A 15,566-nucleotide genomic window follows, 5' to 3' on the forward strand; every position below is an offset into this window, starting at 1 on the left:
AGGTAGCCGTTCTTGAACCCAATTAAATACCCTTGCTAAGTTAAACTCTTAGTAATTAATTATACTCTCACGAGAGTAATAAAAGAGCGTTAGGGATTAAAACTAGCTGTTTCTACTTTTTGCAAGACCTTACGTTCTATATTGAAACCCAAAAATTGCTGGTAATGCTGGGGAGAGAAGCAAAAATGTATGAGTCAATGGGTTTATAATTGGAAACTGTGACTCAGCGAAAAGTTTGATCTAAGGAAGCTCTAGCTCAAATCTTCTCCCAAGGGGAGATGCCAAAGGCGAACGTTAACAACTCATAATTGGAGCGAAGCGACTGGTGGGCAGTTTATTACAAGGAGTTAACCTGTACTTAATTGGTATGATGGGTGTTGGTAAGACGACAGTAGGGCCCTTACTAGCAAAGCATCTAGGTTATGGGTTTTTGGATCTTGATGGTGTCATTGCCAAAGCAACAGATAAATCTATCAATCAGTTATTTGCCGAAGAAGGTGAAGCAGGGTTTCGCCAAATAGAAAGTGACGTGCTTTCACAAGTTTGTGCTTTTACAAAATTGACTATCGCAACGGGTGGGGGTATTGTATTACGCCGAGAAAACTGGGGTTACTTGCACCACGGTTTGATAGTGTGGCTAGATGTGCCAGTTGAACTCATTTATAGCCGTTTAGCTGAAGATACCACCAGACCACTCTTGCAAGATGCTGACCTTAAGGGTAAATTGCGATCGCTCCTCGAACAACGAACACCACTTTACTCTCAAGCCGATTTGCACATCACCGTGCAAGAGGGAGATACGCCTGAAGATATTGCCAACACAATAATTGAGGCAATTCCTGGCGTACTAAAAAAAACTGTTTCTAATTAATAGGGAATATTAATTTAACTGTGTCTGCAAAAGATATTTGGCTCTTGCGTTGGTTTTATGTTCAGCATTAAAATAGCCGTTTTATAGAAAGGCTAAAAAATTTAAAATCCAGTCATAGCAAGGAACATAGGCTTTGATTAGATTTTATTTATTATTCGACTCCATAAAAGGAACTGAAGAGCCATAAATATTAACCCAGGTACATTAATCCTTTTTAACTGCAACATTGCAGAAACAGAGGTCGATGATTTGGCATTTTCCTAAATGGATTTCCGCCGTGCTGTACTAGCCATTTTTCTAGGATGAAATCTCCCCATTTTTCCGATGCCATCTGTGTTGAGAAAACTGCACGATATGAACATCTAAGAACGTTGGCGGAAAAATCTTATGTCTTCATTACTGGCTTTATCCAACAGTTTAGCTGACACCGTAGAACAAGCTGGGAGTGCTGTGGTTGCGGTAAATGGGGGTACACGTCTCTCCCCAAGTGGCATTCACTGGCGTAATGGCATTATTGTTACCTCTGATGAGTCTCTCCAGCGCTATGACGATATCACAATTACCTTGTCAAATGGTAATACTACACCGATAACACTCATCGGTCATGATTCTAGCACTGATTTAGCTGTTTTTAAGCTAGAAAATGTAGAAACACCTGTGGCAAAAGTTGGCGATGCCAAAACGCTCAAAGTCGGTCATCTCGTGCTAGGACTGGCAAGAGGTAGCGAAGGTGACTTAAGGGCGGCGATGGGTGCAGTCAGTGTGGTTAGTGGTGCTTGGCGCAGTATGAATGGCGGGAATATTGACCAATTCATTCGCCCAGACTTCACCCTTTACTCTGGTTTTGCAGGCGGGCCGCTCGTAGATGCTGCTGGTTTTGTGGTAGGTATGAATACATCGGGGCGGCGTGGTACTGCTCTGACTATTCCCAGTGCTACAGTCGATCGCGTGGTTGACCAATTGGTAGCAAAAGGACGCATTTCAAAAGGCTACTTGGGTGTAGGAATGCAACCTGTACGTTTACCAAAGAATCTAACAACTGCTCTCAATTTAACTTCTGCAACTGGGGTAATTGTTGTTAATGTTGAATCTTCTGGGCCTGCTGATAATGCAGGCGTGCTGCTTGGCGATGTTTTGGTAACGTTTGATGGCGTAACTGTAGGCGATACAGGTGATGTACTAGCGCTGCTCAATAGTAGCGATCGCATTGGTAAAACCGTCAACCTGCAAGTTGTCCGGGGTGGAGTGTTAATTGAGTTAGCGATCGCAGTTGGCGAACGACCTACTAAGGAGGAATAATCCCAATTTGGGATGGGTTTAACTAGCTGTGTCAAAATTTATCTAAATTTTCTATCCATTCGAGCCTCTGAACTCGGAACTTCAACCTTTTTACTCGGACGTTGAACCTCTGAACTCGAAACTTCGACCTTTTTACTCGAACGTTGAGCCTCTGAACTCGAAACTTCGACCTTTTTACTCGAACGTTGAGCCTCTGAACTCGGAACTTCAACCTTTTTGCTCGGACGTTGAACCTCTGAACTCGAAACTTCGACCTTTTTGCTCCAACGTTGAGCCTCTGAACTCGAAACTTCGACCTTTTTGCTCCAACGTTGAGCCTCTGAACTTGGAACTGTCAAAATTTGCTTTCCAAAGTTGGGTTGACTGATATCTTGCAGCATTCTCAATTATCCCAACTCGACTAAAAACAATTGTCAGCCAACAGATTCTACTTTGACATGGGGAAAAATTGTATAACATGGCAAACACAACATTAACTAATATTGCTGCTGAATTGACAGAGGTAGCTACTAAACTACGCCTACGCACTGTTAAAGTTAAAAGTGGCTCTCTAGGAGTCGGTTCTGGTGTGATTTGGCAATCTGACGGACTAATTATCACTAATGCCCACGTCGCAACCAGCAACCGCGCAACTGTGGAATTGGCAGATGGCAGAGTATTTGATGCGGTGCGTACACAGTTTGATCCACAGCAGGATTTAGCAGCCCTGAAAATTGTCGCCACTGATTTAACTGCTGCAAACATTGGCAATTCTCAGGCACTACGAATAGGTGAATTAGTCTTGGCGGTGGGTAATCCCTTTGCTGACAGTGGTGCTGTGACAACTGGGATTATCTATGCAAATAATTCGCGGGCTGTTATGGCTGATTTGCAACTATATCCTGGAAATTCTGGGGGGCCACTTGCCGATTGTCAAGGTCAAATCGTAGGAATTAACACCATGATTGTCAATGGTTTAGCTGTAGCAGTTCCCAGCAACACCGTTGAGCGTTTTTTACAGGGAAATAGTCGTCCGCAACTGGGAGTCACACTGCAACCTGTGCTTATAGATAGGCGTAGCTTGGGTTTATTGGTGTTGTCAATTTTACCTGGCAGTGCGGCAGAAACTGCTGGGGTGCAAATCGGCGATGTTTTAGTTGGAGTTTCGGGGCGATTATTCACTAGTATGAATGACTTAACTAAATATCTCCATGAAAGTAAAGGAACTTTGCCGATACAACTCCTACGCGGTGGGCAGCAATTCCTGATTTATGTTGCAGTGCAAGCTGGGAAAACTGCTGTGGAGGCGACATGATCCAGGTGATGGTAGTTGCTACTTCCCCTGTAGTCCGGGCAGGGTTATCAGCTGTGGTGACTACCAATCCTCGGTTGACGGTTGTAGGGAGTGCATCCGATTTGGATGTATTGACAAGGGAAGTTGGGCAATTACAACCAGATGTGGTGCTGGTCGATTTAAGCGGTAATCTTCAACAATCAGTGTGGGAAAAATTGCTGGTCATTCAAGAAGATCAATACCCATTGGCAATGATTGTCATCGTTGAGGAACTCGACAGCATCGACTTAGAGACGGCGTTACGTTCTGGTATCCGGGGGATATTGCCCAGTACTAGCACAGAGTCAGAAATTGTCGCTGCTGTAGAAGCGATCGCTTCTGGTTTGCTGGTGCTGCACCCGGATGCTGTAGAATTACTGTCTATTCGAGAAAAAGTAGTCACAAATCCTGTACAAAGTCTGACACCACGGGAGATAGAAGTTTTAGGAATGCTGGGGTCAGGGTTGGGAAATAAAGCGATCGCTAAACGTTTACATATTTCTGAGCATACCGTCAAATTTCATCTCTCGTCCATTTTTCAAAAGCTCAGTGTCTCCGGCCGCACCGAGGCTGTTGCTGTGGGTATAAGACTGGGTTTGATTATGCTTTGATCCAATGGCACTAAGTCAAGAAACAGCCCTGACCCTGACTCAATACTTTTCGGTTAAACCCGAATGGCACTAAGTTAATCGCAAAGCCCTGATATCACTTGCTTTTTGAGTGTGGGGAGTGTGGGGAGTGTGGGGAGAAAGAAAAAAATTGAATAACTGCATATCAACAAATGCTGCATTGCCTCCCCATCCTCCCACACCTCCCACACCCTGCCCTGACGAGGTTTCAGCTTTTCTTAGTGCCATTCGGTTAAACCCAATAATCTCTCTTTTGGTCTGGGGAAAGGTTAAGAGGGAAAGGGGAAAGGGAAATTCAAACCCTTTCCCCCTTAACCGAAAAGTATTGGACTCTGACTGGTCTGCCCTGACAGGTATGATCTTAAAAGAACAAGCTTTCGGCAATTTTGCGAGAATCGATTGGTTTACAGATTCATAATCGGCAACCATATCCTTGGATCGCTATTGTTGCAAGGTTCAATAGTTTGGGCGATTAAATGCCGTATTTACAAAGGGGCGATCGCGCTCTCTTGACACTGCCAGCGATCGCCATCTGTAACATCTGCAATTCAAATTTTTTACTTTCACTACTTTACAGTATCAAGAAAGTTCGTGATTTTAGTCTACATAATCTGTTGGTATTTCTGCTTCAACAGTGTTATCTGAACCTATTGGACGACTACCGTCTATCTCTAGAGTATCCTGAACTTGGAAATTACTCTTAGTAATCGGACGTTGACCGTCTATGTCCAGGATGTCTTCAACCTCTAAATCACTAGGGTCAATTGGCCGCTTTCCATCTACATTTAGCATATCATATTCTTGAAAAGCGCTCTTAGTAATTGGGCGTTGACCATCTATATTAATTGTTTTATCATAATCCTTTTCGTTCTTCCCAATTGGACGCTGACCATCTATATTAATTGTTTTTTTAATTTCAATATTACTTGGATCAACTGGACGTTGACCATCTATATTAATTGTTTTATTTGTATGTCTCAGTTCATTAGATAATGAATCTGTCTCAGTTTCATCCCCTGTTTTTTGCTGATCCAATTTATTTTTATTACTATCAACTTCGTTTGTGTTATCCATGTTTTCTATCGTGATTTTAAGATGATTTATCTACTAACAATACAACATTTAAAATTGTATTTTTTCAAAAAATACACTGAAAATTAGCTAAAAAGCAGAAAAATTATGATTTCTCTGGCAATTCCTTTCAATTCCTTTATTTAAATAGAATACTCATGTAGAAGTAAAAAATCCTCTATCACAGCACATAATACATCTATGACTTGAGAGGGATTTGTCATCTCTCAATAAACATACAGCAGGATAGAAATGCGGTTTTGTTACAGAAATTAATGCAGGAAACTTATTTTAAAGATGGTGTAACATCAGTCTAAAAGAGATGCTTTGGCTTTGGTTTTGCTTTTCTTGTTCATGGGCTAAGTCCTAATAATTTAGCGATCGCCCAACTATATCGAGGGCAATTCTTGACTCCTTAGTTGTAAGAGCCAGCAATAAGTGTGCGAGTACAATTGAATGGCAAATAAACGCTTTTATCACATTGGCTTTGGACAAGATGATTTAGGTTCATCGCCTCCCAGCATTGCCCTATTATCTGGTGAGCCAGAGCGATCGCATCTAATTGCCCAAACTTATTTCCAAGATGCCCGCTTATTATCGGAAAATCGCGGACTCAATAGCTATGTAGGATACTTACCAAATGGCCGCAGCATCTTATCAGCTACTAGTGGTATGGGTGCGCCTTCATTAAGTATTGTTGTCAACGAGTTGATACAAATAGGAATTCGGCAAATTATTCGCATTGGAACTTGTGGAGCAATTCAACCTTATATACCAGTCGGTAGCGTTGTTATTAGCAGTGCAGCATTATGTCGCCAAGGTGCAGCAAATGACATTGCACCTGTGGAATATCCAGCCACAGGCGATCCGTTTCTGACAGTCGCTTTAGTTAAAGCCGCGCGAGAATTAAAGGTTGAACATTACATCGGAATCACGGCATCAGTTGATACTTTTTACGAAGGACAAGAACGCACTGATTCAGCGAATCCCAATTTAATGCGATCGCTGCATGGCATCACAGAAGAATATCGGCGCTTAAATATCTTGAATTATGAGATGGAATCCGGCACACTATTCAAAATGGCAGGTGTGTATAATTTTGCTGCTGCTGCTGTTTGCGGTGTAGTTGCTGGTCGTACTGTGAGTGAAAATATCATCTTAGAACAGAGGGATATTGCTGTGAAAAATGCGATCGCAATTGCTGTAAATGCAGCAGCAAGCTTTGAGTCAGACAATTAATATTTACTTGATAAGTTAACTCTCAGTAGTTTCATTATGTCTTCACCCAATCTTTAATTTTTCAGTCAGTAATTCTAGCTAGTATAGCTTACATGACATTAGTTTCATATTCTAAAAACATATAAAAAATTACCATAAATATCCTAATAACAAACACATTATTTAACTCTTAAAAGTAAAAATCGTAAGCAATTTGGTTTTCAATAAATATTGAAAAAATGGAGTGAAAGCTAGTATGAATAATATTTTTAGGTATGGGATTAAAACCATGACTTCAACTGTGATGTCTAGGACAAGCTATGCCTACGCACTAATCCCAACGCTGATATTTTTAGTATTCTCTCATCAAGCAATAGCTGACGATCCAGGAGGATGTTACATGGTAACGTCCTCCGGTAAAACCGTTGGATTAGAAAGGCTTTGTGGCAATATAGCCGCACCTTCAGACGACAGAGTTTTTCGAGTTTCAATTAAACGCCGCTTTGGTGGAACTCCTGTGATTGACGTTACATTCAATGACAAAAAAACCTTTGAAATGATTGTAGATACTGGTGCTAGCGGGACTATTATTACTCAAAGTATGGCGAATACACTTAAACTCCAGACTACAGGTACAATGCAAGCCCAAATTGCCGATGGTAGTGAAGTAGAATTTCCAACCAGTAAGGTAAAATCTATTGCAGCAGGTGGAGTTACAGCCAATAATCTTCAGGTAGCGATCGCGCCCAAAGCCAGCATCGGCTTACTGGGCCACGATTTCTTCGGCAACTATGATATTAAGATTCTGGAGAGAGAGGTCGAATTTCATCACCGCTAATGGTTGGAAGTAAAAACATAGAAACATGACTAAGCTGATTGAATACGAAGAAGCCAGCGATGAAATCCGGGCGGTATATGACGACATCCGCGTCACCCGCCAGAATGACTATATCAATAACTTTTGGAAAGCCATAGCTAATCATCCCCCTACCTTGCAACGAACTTGGCAAGCGGTGAAAGAAGTGATGACTAGCCCTGGTGAAATTGATCCACTGATGCGAGAACTAATTTATATCGCCGTGAGTGCGACAAATGGCTGTGAGTATTGTATTGCCTCGCACACAGCAGGAGCGCGGGCCAAGGGGATGAATGATACCATGTTCGGGGAACTCATGGCGATCGCAGCTACTGCCAACATGACCAATCGCCTCGCCAATGGCTATCAAATTCCGGTGGACGAGAGATTTAAGACGTAAAAGTGTAGCGTTGTCTATCACTGTTTCAGATCGGGTTTAGCAGAATTATTGACTATGCCAAAGCTTCAGGTTAACGGGATTGATTTGTTCTACGACATTAAGGGAAGGGGTGAGCCTTTGCTATTAATAGCTGGCTTCCTTTGCGATCATGCCTATTGGTCGTTGATTATGCCATCGCTGATTTCGCAGTATCAAGTTATTCGCTTAGATAATCGAGGTATGGGGCGAAGTTCTGCTCCCGAAACTCTCTATAGTCTGAAGCAGATGGCTAATGATGTAGCAGCATTGCTCGATCATCTTGCGATCGATAAGGTGCATCTAGTAGGTCATTCAATGGGTGGTCAGATAGCTCAAGAGTTAGTGTTAGCACATCCTCAAAAGGTGCAAAGTTTAATGCTGCTTTCGTCACTGGCAAAGGGTGATGGATTATTCAACAGCATCATTGAGACTTGGGGCGAACTCTGCGCTAATGTAGACCTGAAACTTTATGAAAAAGTCGTATTACCCTGGATATTTACAGATACCTTCTACTCGATTCCTGGCATGATCGAAGGTCTGATCGAATTTGCAATCAGATATCCTTTCCCGCCAGCGACTCATTCACTCCATCATCACAGCCAAGCCATGCTTGACTTTGACACAACAGATCGCCTTCAAAAAATTCATTGTCCTACCCTAGTTCTAGTTGGCAAACAAGACATTCTCACCCCCCTCAAATTTTCCCAGCAACTTGCTCAAGGCATTCCCGACGCTGAACTTGTAGTTCTCGAAAGTGGGGGTCATGGCTTCTTAATTGAGTCGCCTGATATTGTGATTTCAGCTATGCTTAACTTCTTGCGGAAATTAAAGCTAGCCTACACTATTTAACGCTCCCAAAAAATTGTCACCACAACAAAAAATTTAAGGTAGGGAATCGCGATTGCTTTGTTAGTTAATTCCTCCAAGAGAGTGATATTGCAAAGATTATCTTGACTATTTATGTCGTAGTTAATCAACTTATACAATTCAACCATTCAATCAAACTCTTGTATATACTTGATTTCAAACGTCTGGTTGTTAAAATTATTCACAATAAGACCAATTAGAAACATCTGGACTTTTTGATAACAGGCTGTATAGTAACCAGATGAATCTAGGTTTGAAAGTGAACATTCTATCAAACAATATTATCATGTCGCATACGTTGATTAATTTAACATTGCCAATAGTCATTCAAGAAATTGAGAATGTCTTGGATGAGTACCCTGAACATCCTTATCAATTAGCTTTTTCAATTCATGAATTACGCCAAAAGTTAATTGCCCACATTCTAAGTCATATCCCTAACCGCTATGTAGTCGAAGGGGTACAGGAATTATCCAGCACTCCCAAAAGCCGCTATTCTTTCCCTCTACAGGAGCGGATACAGATAGAAACAGTAGTTCACGGTAGTATTCTGCATATCCTGCGCGAAAACGCTGATTGGCTAAGTCGCCAGATCCTAACTCTGTCTCTTGTTGGGTCAGTTCTGCTCCCTGGTTTGATTTAATTCATACTAATTGAAATATTCAGCGAGTTTCTAATTTAGAAACTCGCCCCTCTAATTTGTTGACTTGTTGCTTCAATTCAACTACCAAAGTTGCCAGCCGATCAAACATCGGATCTTGCTGTGATAAATTTCCTCTGGAACCACTTGATTGTCGTGGGGTAAGTGTCGTTCTTCGAGATAGAGATTGGCGACCTTGACCGAGTTGAGACTCTATCTGGTTTAATCGTGACTCCACACGATTAAAGTCCGCTTCCAGGTTGCTGATGCGAGACTCCACTTGCTGCGATAAAGCAGTGTTTCCAAATAATCCACCCCAGATAATAGTTGCTAAAATCCCGGCAACTATTAGCACTTGGATTTTTTTTATAACAGTCTATTTAGAAAACATCTGTTGGTATGGCTATAGAGTATAAATCTATAGCCACTTACCTTATTTATCCTTTACTAAATTAGAAAATAGCTTCTGCCAATCGATAGAAACAGTATTGTCTGCCTGTTTTACCTCAAAGGTGACATTACAAGCTTTCGCTATTTTTAGCGCTTGCACGCAAAGTTCTGCCACATCATCACGGGTGATTTTGCCCTTAATATTATCGCCTTGCTCCAATATTAATTCCTTACCACCTGGTTCCTCAGTTAAAGCACAAGGTCTAATAATCGTATAAGGAATTCCGCTTTCTCTTAAGCTATCTTCTCCCTTCAACTTCCAAGTTAGAATTCCTCCCAATTGGTCATTTAATTTCACGGCTGGCGGTTCTTCATCTAAATTAATACCAGGGCGACCGGGACGAGTTACGCCTGCTGAACTAACTAGGATAAATTGTGGTAAAGTTGTACCGCCGTAAGTTTTAATTGATTCCAATTGGAAAGTAAAACCACCAGGGGAAAATTTGGGATTCAAAGCCCCATCATATTCAAATTTACTCAACATCAATTGGAATGAACAAATTCTAGTCTGTTCAATAGGCGGCGCATCTTTGACAACTTTTGCCCGAAAGACGGGAATCAAATCTGCAAAGGGAATGTGAACATCTATCCAAGTATTAGCTACTGTGTCAAAAGAATAGCTGTAGCCAATGCCATCCCATTTTGTATCTGTTCGTAGAAAGATTTTATAACGTTGTCCATCACCTTTGACGTGCAATTTCACACCTTCATAACCGGATAAGTTAAAGGGCGGATCAAAATTCTTAGTTCTAACAGATGCAAATCCGCCAGAGTTAGCGGTGGAGACATTACCAGCAAATAAAGCTGTATTTTCTACTAATTGGATATTGCTAGCGCTTACGCCACCCATGACAACATCATCCAACGCCCCCCAGTTATCTTTTAATTCTGCTGATGGCTTGGTGAAATCAAATATTATTTTTTCGTTTCCTTCAGGTAGATATTTTGCGGCCGCTTGGACTAAGTTTTTGACACCTTGATATTCTACATTTTCTGGGGTGTCGCCAACAATTTCTGGCTGGTAAAATTTAACACCTTGATAATATTTGGCTCTATCGGCTGTGTCTCCCTCAACTGGTTGCACGCGCACAGATGTGCAGCAAACTACAGCTTGGATATCAGCCATAACTAAAGGAGTTAGAGTTTCTGGTTTTGTGATATCTGCAACTACCAAGTCTATATCATTACCTAGAATCGACCGTGCTTTGTCAATGTCTCGAACTAGGGCGCGAACTTTATAACCCCGTTGGAGCGATCGCTGCACCACTCGTTTACCTACACCACCTGTTGCACCTGCTACTAGTATTACACCCACATTTCTTCCTCCATTGGGTCTATCTTGATTATCCTTTGGACGGCCTTGGATTAACTGCTGTACCCAGTTAAGGAAAGGAATTACCTCAAAGTAAGTCAGGGTTTCGATAAACCTGCCTAAGTCCCATTGAGAACGATTTTTGTCAGTCATATTTGCGTCCTCATAACTCCCTTCAGTCTAGCCCAATGAGCTAGTTATGTTGTCTCTAAGCGAATGGCACTAAGAAAAGCTGAAACTTCCTTGCTGGCAGGGTGTGGGAGGACGGGGAAGAAGTCTTACCCCCCACACTTCCCACACTCCCCACACTCAAAAAGCAAGTTATATCAGGGCTTTGCGATTAACAAGCGTGCCATTCGTCTCTAAGGTAATCCCCACACTTTTAATAGTATATTTTTCCCGCTTACTGTCGAACTGGAATTAAGATCACAAATTCTGTACCTTGGTCTGTAGAAGAGTTGCACTCAATTGAACCACCATGTTTTTCCACTATAATTTGTCGAGCGATCGCCAGTCCTAATCCCGTACCTTTACCAACACTTTTGGTAGTAAACAAGTGGTCAAATATTTTTTGTTTGACTGATTCGCTCATGCCAATTCCATTATCAGCAATTTTCACCTCAACATTTAACTCTCTCAAACACGTGGTAATTGTAATTCGGTTAGGATTAGCTTTAATATATTCAACACTCCTACCTGTATTTAATTCATCTAACGCATCTATAGCGTTTGCTATTAAATTCATAAATACTTGATTTAATTGACCAGGATAGCAAGAAATTAGAGGTAGCGCCCCATATTTTTTGATAACCTCGATTTTAGGGCGGTCTCCTTGGTCTTTAAGTCGATGTTTTAAGAGCATTAAAGTACTCTCAATTCCTTCATGAATTTGAAATTCGACCAGAGAGAAAGTATCGGATCGAGCAAAGGTTCTTAGAGATAGGCTAATATCCTTAAGACGATCGATTCCCTGGTGCATTGATTCCATAAGTTTTGGTAAATCTTTAGCCAAATACTCTAAGTCAATTTCTTCAATGAGTTCTTCAATTTCCGGGTCTGGGTGTGGTAACTTTTGCTGTTGGAGATTCACCAAACGCAGGAGATCATTCATATATTCTTCAATATGAGAGCAACTTCCACTAATAAAACCAATTGGGTTATTAATCTCATGACCTATGCCTGCAACAAGTTGCCCAAGGGTGGACATTTTCTCACTTTGAATTAGTTGTAGTTGAGTATTTTGTAACTTTTGTAGAGATTGAGTTAATTCTATGGTGCGTTCTTCTACTCTTTGTTCAAGGGTATGGGTAAGATGAGAGATGTTCAAATGTAACTTTAATCGAGCAATGAGTTCTTCTTTTTGAAAAGGTTTGGTAATGTAATCAACTGCACCAATTTCTAGTCCTTTTACTTTATCTGTGGCATCGGTCAAGGCAGTCATAAAAATGACTGGAATATTCTTAGTGATAACATTGCCTTTCAGTCGGCGGCAAATTTCAAATCCATCAATATCCGGCATCATTACATCCAGGAGAATGAGGTTAGGATCAGAATATTCTGCTTGTTCAATGGCAGATTCTCCATCGGTTGCCATAAGTATTTTCCAACCACATCCTTGAATTGCTTGTGATAGTACTTTGAGATTATTGGGATTGTCATCTACCAAAAGGATATGCATTGACTTCAAAATAGGTTTGAGCATCATTGATGTGATTTAGTTGTTACTAAATAAAAATTACTCACAGTATAAGGACTTAAAGGATAAGTAAACTTATCCTCCCTAACTCTATAATTTCGATGTATATAGATCGGGAACAATTGATGGCTGCGCGCTCGCTGACTTTTTCAAAAATTCGGGGATCTGACCTAAATTTTTCTTAGGAAGTACCGCACAGGTTAAAGATGGTTGCATTTTTGTAGAAGGTTGATTTGCAACTAACTCGATTTTGCCTTGAGCATTGTGTCTCCAACCTGTGGCTTGGAGGAGAGTTTCTGGGGTGGTTAGAAGTTGTGTTGTGATTTCGCTATTTTTGCGGTATGCAGAGAGATCGCGGATATCAGACCAAGTGCGATCGCTCGTCATTTCCTGATTGGGATTTTGCGGTACACCACCCCGTCCCGTTACGATAAATCGACTGCCTTGCTTTGGAGAACAACCACTGGCTATTTGCTGTGATGAATCAGTGACATTCGCTGGTAGTTCCACTAAGCCAGAATTGGGATCGACACCAATATTATTAACTTGAACCGTACCGTTGACCCCAAACTGGGAACTGGCAGTGATGTCGTTTTCGGCAGTCAGTTGAGGACGATATTTCAGCCCAATAATTCCTTGGGTAGTGATTTGAATATTGCCACCTTTTCCTTTCACAGCATTGGCAATAATGTCACTGTTTTCTAAACCCACGATGTTTGGAGCGTTAATCGTAATATTGCCACCATTACCACTGCTACCTGCTTCTGCACTGATAAAGCTACCATGACGCATCAGTAGTAGATCCCGCAGTTGTAAATTAGTGTTACCACCACCGCCTGCTTTTGTGGATGCTGAAATACTGGCCCCATTATCAAGTCGTAGGGTGTTCGCCTGAATGTTGAGAGTACCAGCTTTACCGGAGCCAAGGTTTTGAACAAAAACTGTTGCACCATTACTGATGTTAAGAAGTGGGGTGTTAATCGTGGTGTTGCCTGAAGTAGCGCGAGAAACTACACCAACAGGACGAACAGCAGTACCAATATAGCTGGGATTTTCTGCATCTTTGACACCATTCACATCAATCGATTCAGACGCATTGATCGTCAGTGAACCCGCATTTCCTGAAATTATGCTAGAAGCTGACACTCTAGCGCCAGCTTCAACCGACAGTGTGCGGGTATCGATTTTCAAGTCCCCTGCATTACCAGACCCGAATGTGGCAGTAGACAACAGACTAAAATACAAACCCTTTGGCGCTCCCTCATTTGTCACCTGAATTGTATCTGCCTTGACAATGAGATCGCCGCCATTACCAGAACGGTAGGGTCTTGCTGCTATATTGCCGCCAGCTAAAATAGACAGGTTTTGAGTGGAAATATTGACATCTCCACCTTTTCCAGACCCATAGGAAGCCGCTAATATCTGGCTGACTGCTCGAAAAGCATTAGGATCACCAAATGCAAAACCATTCACCCGCATTTGATCGGCATTGATTGCAATATTGCCACCCAGTGCTGTGGTAAAGGTACGGTTTAAGATATACCCACCCCCGTCAATATTCAACTGTGGGGTGGTAACAATAATATTCCCTGCTGCACCTGGGGATATAGTTTCATTAATTAAACTGCTGGAACTTTTAAAATCAGGAGACTTGCCGATAATCTGGAGGGACTCTGTGGCATTGATTGCAATATCACCAGCAGTTTGGTTGCTGCGATTTTGCACTAATATCAGTGAACCATCTCGGATGCTGACCTGTTTACCCTGAATTTGGATGGCTCCTCCCCTTTGCCCAGTGAGGTCGCGTGTAGATGCTAAAGCTCGTTGGGTTATCTGAATATCGCCAAAACTCGAAGCATTAGGATAACTCAGTGCAAATCCTTCAGGGATGGAATTGAGGGTGACGCTTCCGTTAGTGATGCTACCCAGTTCTATTTGTCCTCCTGGTGCAGAGAGCAATCCTCCATCTAAAGCAACATTCCCACCCAGCAATGCCAGCGTCTTTCCAGGTTGCAACTGTAATCCTCTCGTACCAAGACTTAATCCAGAAACCTGAAGTGAGTCGCCTAATTGAGCATTGTGTCCTGATCCTTGAACAACAATCGCACCTGGATTACTACCCATCTGCAAACCAATGGGAACATTGATGCTCAACAATGGAGCCTTTTGGGGACTAATGGCACTAAATTCAGCACCATCGCTAAATTTAATGCTCTGGGCAGTTGTCCCAAAAAAGGAGCCGCCAATATTCAGTTGGGCATTCGCACCGAAAATAATCCCACTGGGATTGAGCAAAAACAGATTAGCGCTACCATTGGCTTTAATTAAACCATCAATGTTGGAAACACTGCCTCCAGTAACGCGACTGAAGATATTTTGTACATCTGCGGCATTGTTGAAAAAAGCCGAGCCGTTGCTAGGAACTGAAAATTGGCTGAAGCTGTGGAATAAATTGTTGCCAACTCGATTACCGTTGATGATGGTAAAGTTATCGCCACTTTGAGAGACAGTAGTATTTAAAGTGCTATCAGGAATTACCTGGGCACTTACAGGCATTACCATCAACGGCACTATTCCAGCGCACAGAACCAACCAAAGAGGGGTCGTACTCATCGCCAAGCCTTTATTTATACCTTGTATTTTAGGTTGCCCAAAACGCGATAGTTTTGAAACATCGCCTCAAACCCGGATTTCTCACGAGAGAGGGGAGTGTGGGGAGAGAGGGGAGTGTGGGAGGTAAGATTTCTTCCCCATCCTCCCACACCTCCCACACCTCCCACACTCCTTGATTTATCACTTGTGAGAAATCAAAGTCAAAATGGGGAATAACGCAGTGAGAAGTACAAACCATTTTCTTGGAGCGATCGCTTTTCACCATCCACCGAGATTAAAGGAATGCCCCAATCTAAACGAGCCGATAAGTCATT

16 protein-coding genes are annotated in these 15,566 nt (G+C 42.0%); 9 read left to right on the plus strand and 7 right to left on the minus strand.

The features are described from left to right. Positions 1 to 325: 325 nt before the first annotated feature. Both V7K69_RS26815 and V7K69_RS26820 read left to right on the plus strand, forming a co-directional pair. The gene (locus tag V7K69_RS26815) at positions 326 to 871 is read left to right on the plus strand and encodes a shikimate kinase (protein ID WP_335040074.1); all 546 of its coding nucleotides are present in this window, start codon (positions 326 to 328) and stop codon (positions 869 to 871) included. A 387-nt stretch (positions 872 to 1,258) separates the two neighbouring features. Continuing rightward, on the plus strand, positions 1,259 to 2,170 hold the full coding sequence (locus V7K69_RS26820; RefSeq protein ID WP_335040076.1) for a S1C family serine protease: 912 nt from the start codon (positions 1,259 to 1,261) through the stop codon (positions 2,168 to 2,170). Positions 2,171 to 2,208: 38 nt separating this feature from the next. Here V7K69_RS26820 and V7K69_RS26825 read toward each other — a convergent pair whose 3' ends face one another. Then, positions 2,209 to 2,556 (minus strand): hypothetical protein, encoded by a 348-nt coding sequence (locus V7K69_RS26825; RefSeq protein WP_335040079.1) that lies wholly within the window; start codon positions 2,554 to 2,556, stop codon positions 2,209 to 2,211. A 71-nt stretch (positions 2,557 to 2,627) separates the two neighbouring features. Between V7K69_RS26825 and V7K69_RS26830 the strand changes: the two genes are divergently transcribed. Both V7K69_RS26830 and V7K69_RS26835 read left to right on the plus strand, forming a co-directional pair. Then, a complete protein-coding gene (locus V7K69_RS26830) occupies positions 2,628 to 3,464 on the plus strand; it encodes a S1C family serine protease (protein WP_335040081.1) in 837 nt (278 codons plus the stop codon). After that, a complete protein-coding gene (locus V7K69_RS26835) occupies positions 3,461 to 4,093 on the plus strand; it encodes a response regulator transcription factor (protein ID WP_335040085.1) in 633 nt (210 codons plus the stop codon). Before V7K69_RS26830 ends, V7K69_RS26835 begins: the two co-directional genes overlap by 4 nt. A gap of 69 nt (positions 4,094 to 4,162) precedes the next feature. On the opposite strand, the gene V7K69_RS26840 is transcribed toward V7K69_RS26835, so the two are convergent. Continuing rightward, positions 4,163 to 4,339 carry a hypothetical protein gene (locus V7K69_RS26840; protein ID WP_335040088.1) on the minus strand — a complete coding sequence of 59 codons (177 nt, stop codon included), beginning with the start codon at positions 4,337 to 4,339 and terminating at the stop codon, positions 4,163 to 4,165. 369 nt (positions 4,340 to 4,708) lie between these two features. After that, positions 4,709 to 5,185 carry a hypothetical protein gene (locus V7K69_RS26845; RefSeq protein WP_335040090.1) on the minus strand — a complete coding sequence of 159 codons (477 nt, stop codon included), beginning with the start codon at positions 5,183 to 5,185 and terminating at the stop codon, positions 4,709 to 4,711. 453 nt (positions 5,186 to 5,638) lie between these two features. On the opposite strand from V7K69_RS26845, the gene V7K69_RS26850 reads away from it, so the two are divergent. From V7K69_RS26850 to V7K69_RS26870, 5 genes are all read left to right on the plus strand, one after another. Then, on the plus strand, positions 5,639 to 6,421 hold the full coding sequence (locus tag V7K69_RS26850; protein WP_335040093.1) for a nucleoside phosphorylase: 783 nt from the start codon (positions 5,639 to 5,641) through the stop codon (positions 6,419 to 6,421). Between the two features lie 268 nt (positions 6,422 to 6,689). Further along, positions 6,690 to 7,238, plus strand: coding sequence for a retropepsin-like aspartic protease family protein (locus V7K69_RS26855; RefSeq protein ID WP_442936201.1), 549 nt, complete (start codon positions 6,690 to 6,692; stop codon positions 7,236 to 7,238). 25 nt (positions 7,239 to 7,263) lie between these two features. Beyond that, on the plus strand, positions 7,264 to 7,656 hold the full coding sequence (locus V7K69_RS26860; protein WP_012412753.1) for a carboxymuconolactone decarboxylase family protein: 393 nt from the start codon (positions 7,264 to 7,266) through the stop codon (positions 7,654 to 7,656). Between the two features lie 54 nt (positions 7,657 to 7,710). Further along, complete coding sequence (locus tag V7K69_RS26865) at positions 7,711 to 8,523, plus strand: alpha/beta fold hydrolase (RefSeq protein ID WP_335040097.1); 813 nt, start codon at positions 7,711 to 7,713, stop codon at positions 8,521 to 8,523. A gap of 277 nt (positions 8,524 to 8,800) precedes the next feature. After that, positions 8,801 to 9,184 (plus strand): hypothetical protein, encoded by a 384-nt coding sequence (locus V7K69_RS26870; protein ID WP_335040100.1) that lies wholly within the window; start codon positions 8,801 to 8,803, stop codon positions 9,182 to 9,184. Between the two features lie 19 nt (positions 9,185 to 9,203). Here V7K69_RS26870 and V7K69_RS26875 read toward each other — a convergent pair whose 3' ends face one another. The 4 genes from V7K69_RS26875 to V7K69_RS26890 form a co-directional block, all read right to left on the minus strand. Beyond that, positions 9,204 to 9,551, minus strand: a complete 348-nt coding sequence (locus V7K69_RS26875) for a hypothetical protein (RefSeq protein WP_335040108.1) — start codon at positions 9,549 to 9,551, stop codon at positions 9,204 to 9,206. A gap of 63 nt (positions 9,552 to 9,614) precedes the next feature. Further along, positions 9,615 to 11,096, minus strand: coding sequence for a CIA30 family protein (locus V7K69_RS26880; RefSeq protein WP_335040102.1), 1,482 nt, complete (start codon positions 11,094 to 11,096; stop codon positions 9,615 to 9,617). Positions 11,097 to 11,346: 250 nt separating this feature from the next. After that, complete coding sequence (locus V7K69_RS26885) at positions 11,347 to 12,648, minus strand: hybrid sensor histidine kinase/response regulator (protein WP_335040104.1); 1,302 nt, start codon at positions 12,646 to 12,648, stop codon at positions 11,347 to 11,349. Positions 12,649 to 12,729: 81 nt separating this feature from the next. After that, positions 12,730 to 15,252 carry a two-partner secretion domain-containing protein gene (locus tag V7K69_RS26890; protein ID WP_442936199.1) on the minus strand — a complete coding sequence of 841 codons (2,523 nt, stop codon included), beginning with the start codon at positions 15,250 to 15,252 and terminating at the stop codon, positions 12,730 to 12,732. Positions 15,253 to 15,566: the final 314 nt, after the last annotated feature.

This window comes from Nostoc sp., assembly GCF_036917775.1.
Taxonomy (GTDB): Bacteria; Cyanobacteriota; Cyanobacteriia; order Cyanobacteriales; family Nostocaceae; genus Nostoc.

Coding starts and splice junctions, on each gene's coding strand:
- V7K69_RS26820 (WP_335040076.1), top strand. CDS start 1,259: ATGTCTTCATTACTGGCTTTATCCAACAGTTTAGCTGACACCGTAGAA.
- V7K69_RS26830 (WP_335040081.1), top strand. CDS start 2,628: ATGGCAAACACAACATTAACTAATATTGCTGCTGAATTGACAGAGGTA.
- V7K69_RS26835 (WP_335040085.1), top strand. CDS start 3,461: ATGATCCAGGTGATGGTAGTTGCTACTTCCCCTGTAGTCCGGGCAGGG.
- V7K69_RS26840 (WP_335040088.1), bottom strand. CDS start 4,339: ATGGCACTAAGAAAAGCTGAAACCTCGTCAGGGCAGGGTGTGGGAGGT.
- V7K69_RS26845 (WP_335040090.1), bottom strand. CDS start 5,185: ATGGATAACACAAACGAAGTTGATAGTAATAAAAATAAATTGGATCAG.
- V7K69_RS26850 (WP_335040093.1), top strand. CDS start 5,639: ATGGCAAATAAACGCTTTTATCACATTGGCTTTGGACAAGATGATTTA.
- V7K69_RS26855 (WP_442936201.1), top strand. CDS start 6,690: ATGACTTCAACTGTGATGTCTAGGACAAGCTATGCCTACGCACTAATC.
- V7K69_RS26860 (WP_012412753.1), top strand. CDS start 7,264: ATGACTAAGCTGATTGAATACGAAGAAGCCAGCGATGAAATCCGGGCG.
- V7K69_RS26865 (WP_335040097.1), top strand. CDS start 7,711: ATGCCAAAGCTTCAGGTTAACGGGATTGATTTGTTCTACGACATTAAG.
- V7K69_RS26880 (WP_335040102.1), bottom strand. CDS start 11,096: ATGACTGACAAAAATCGTTCTCAATGGGACTTAGGCAGGTTTATCGAA.
- V7K69_RS26885 (WP_335040104.1), bottom strand. CDS start 12,648: ATGATGCTCAAACCTATTTTGAAGTCAATGCATATCCTTTTGGTAGAT.
- V7K69_RS26890 (WP_442936199.1), bottom strand. CDS start 15,252: ATGAGTACGACCCCTCTTTGGTTGGTTCTGTGCGCTGGAATAGTGCCG.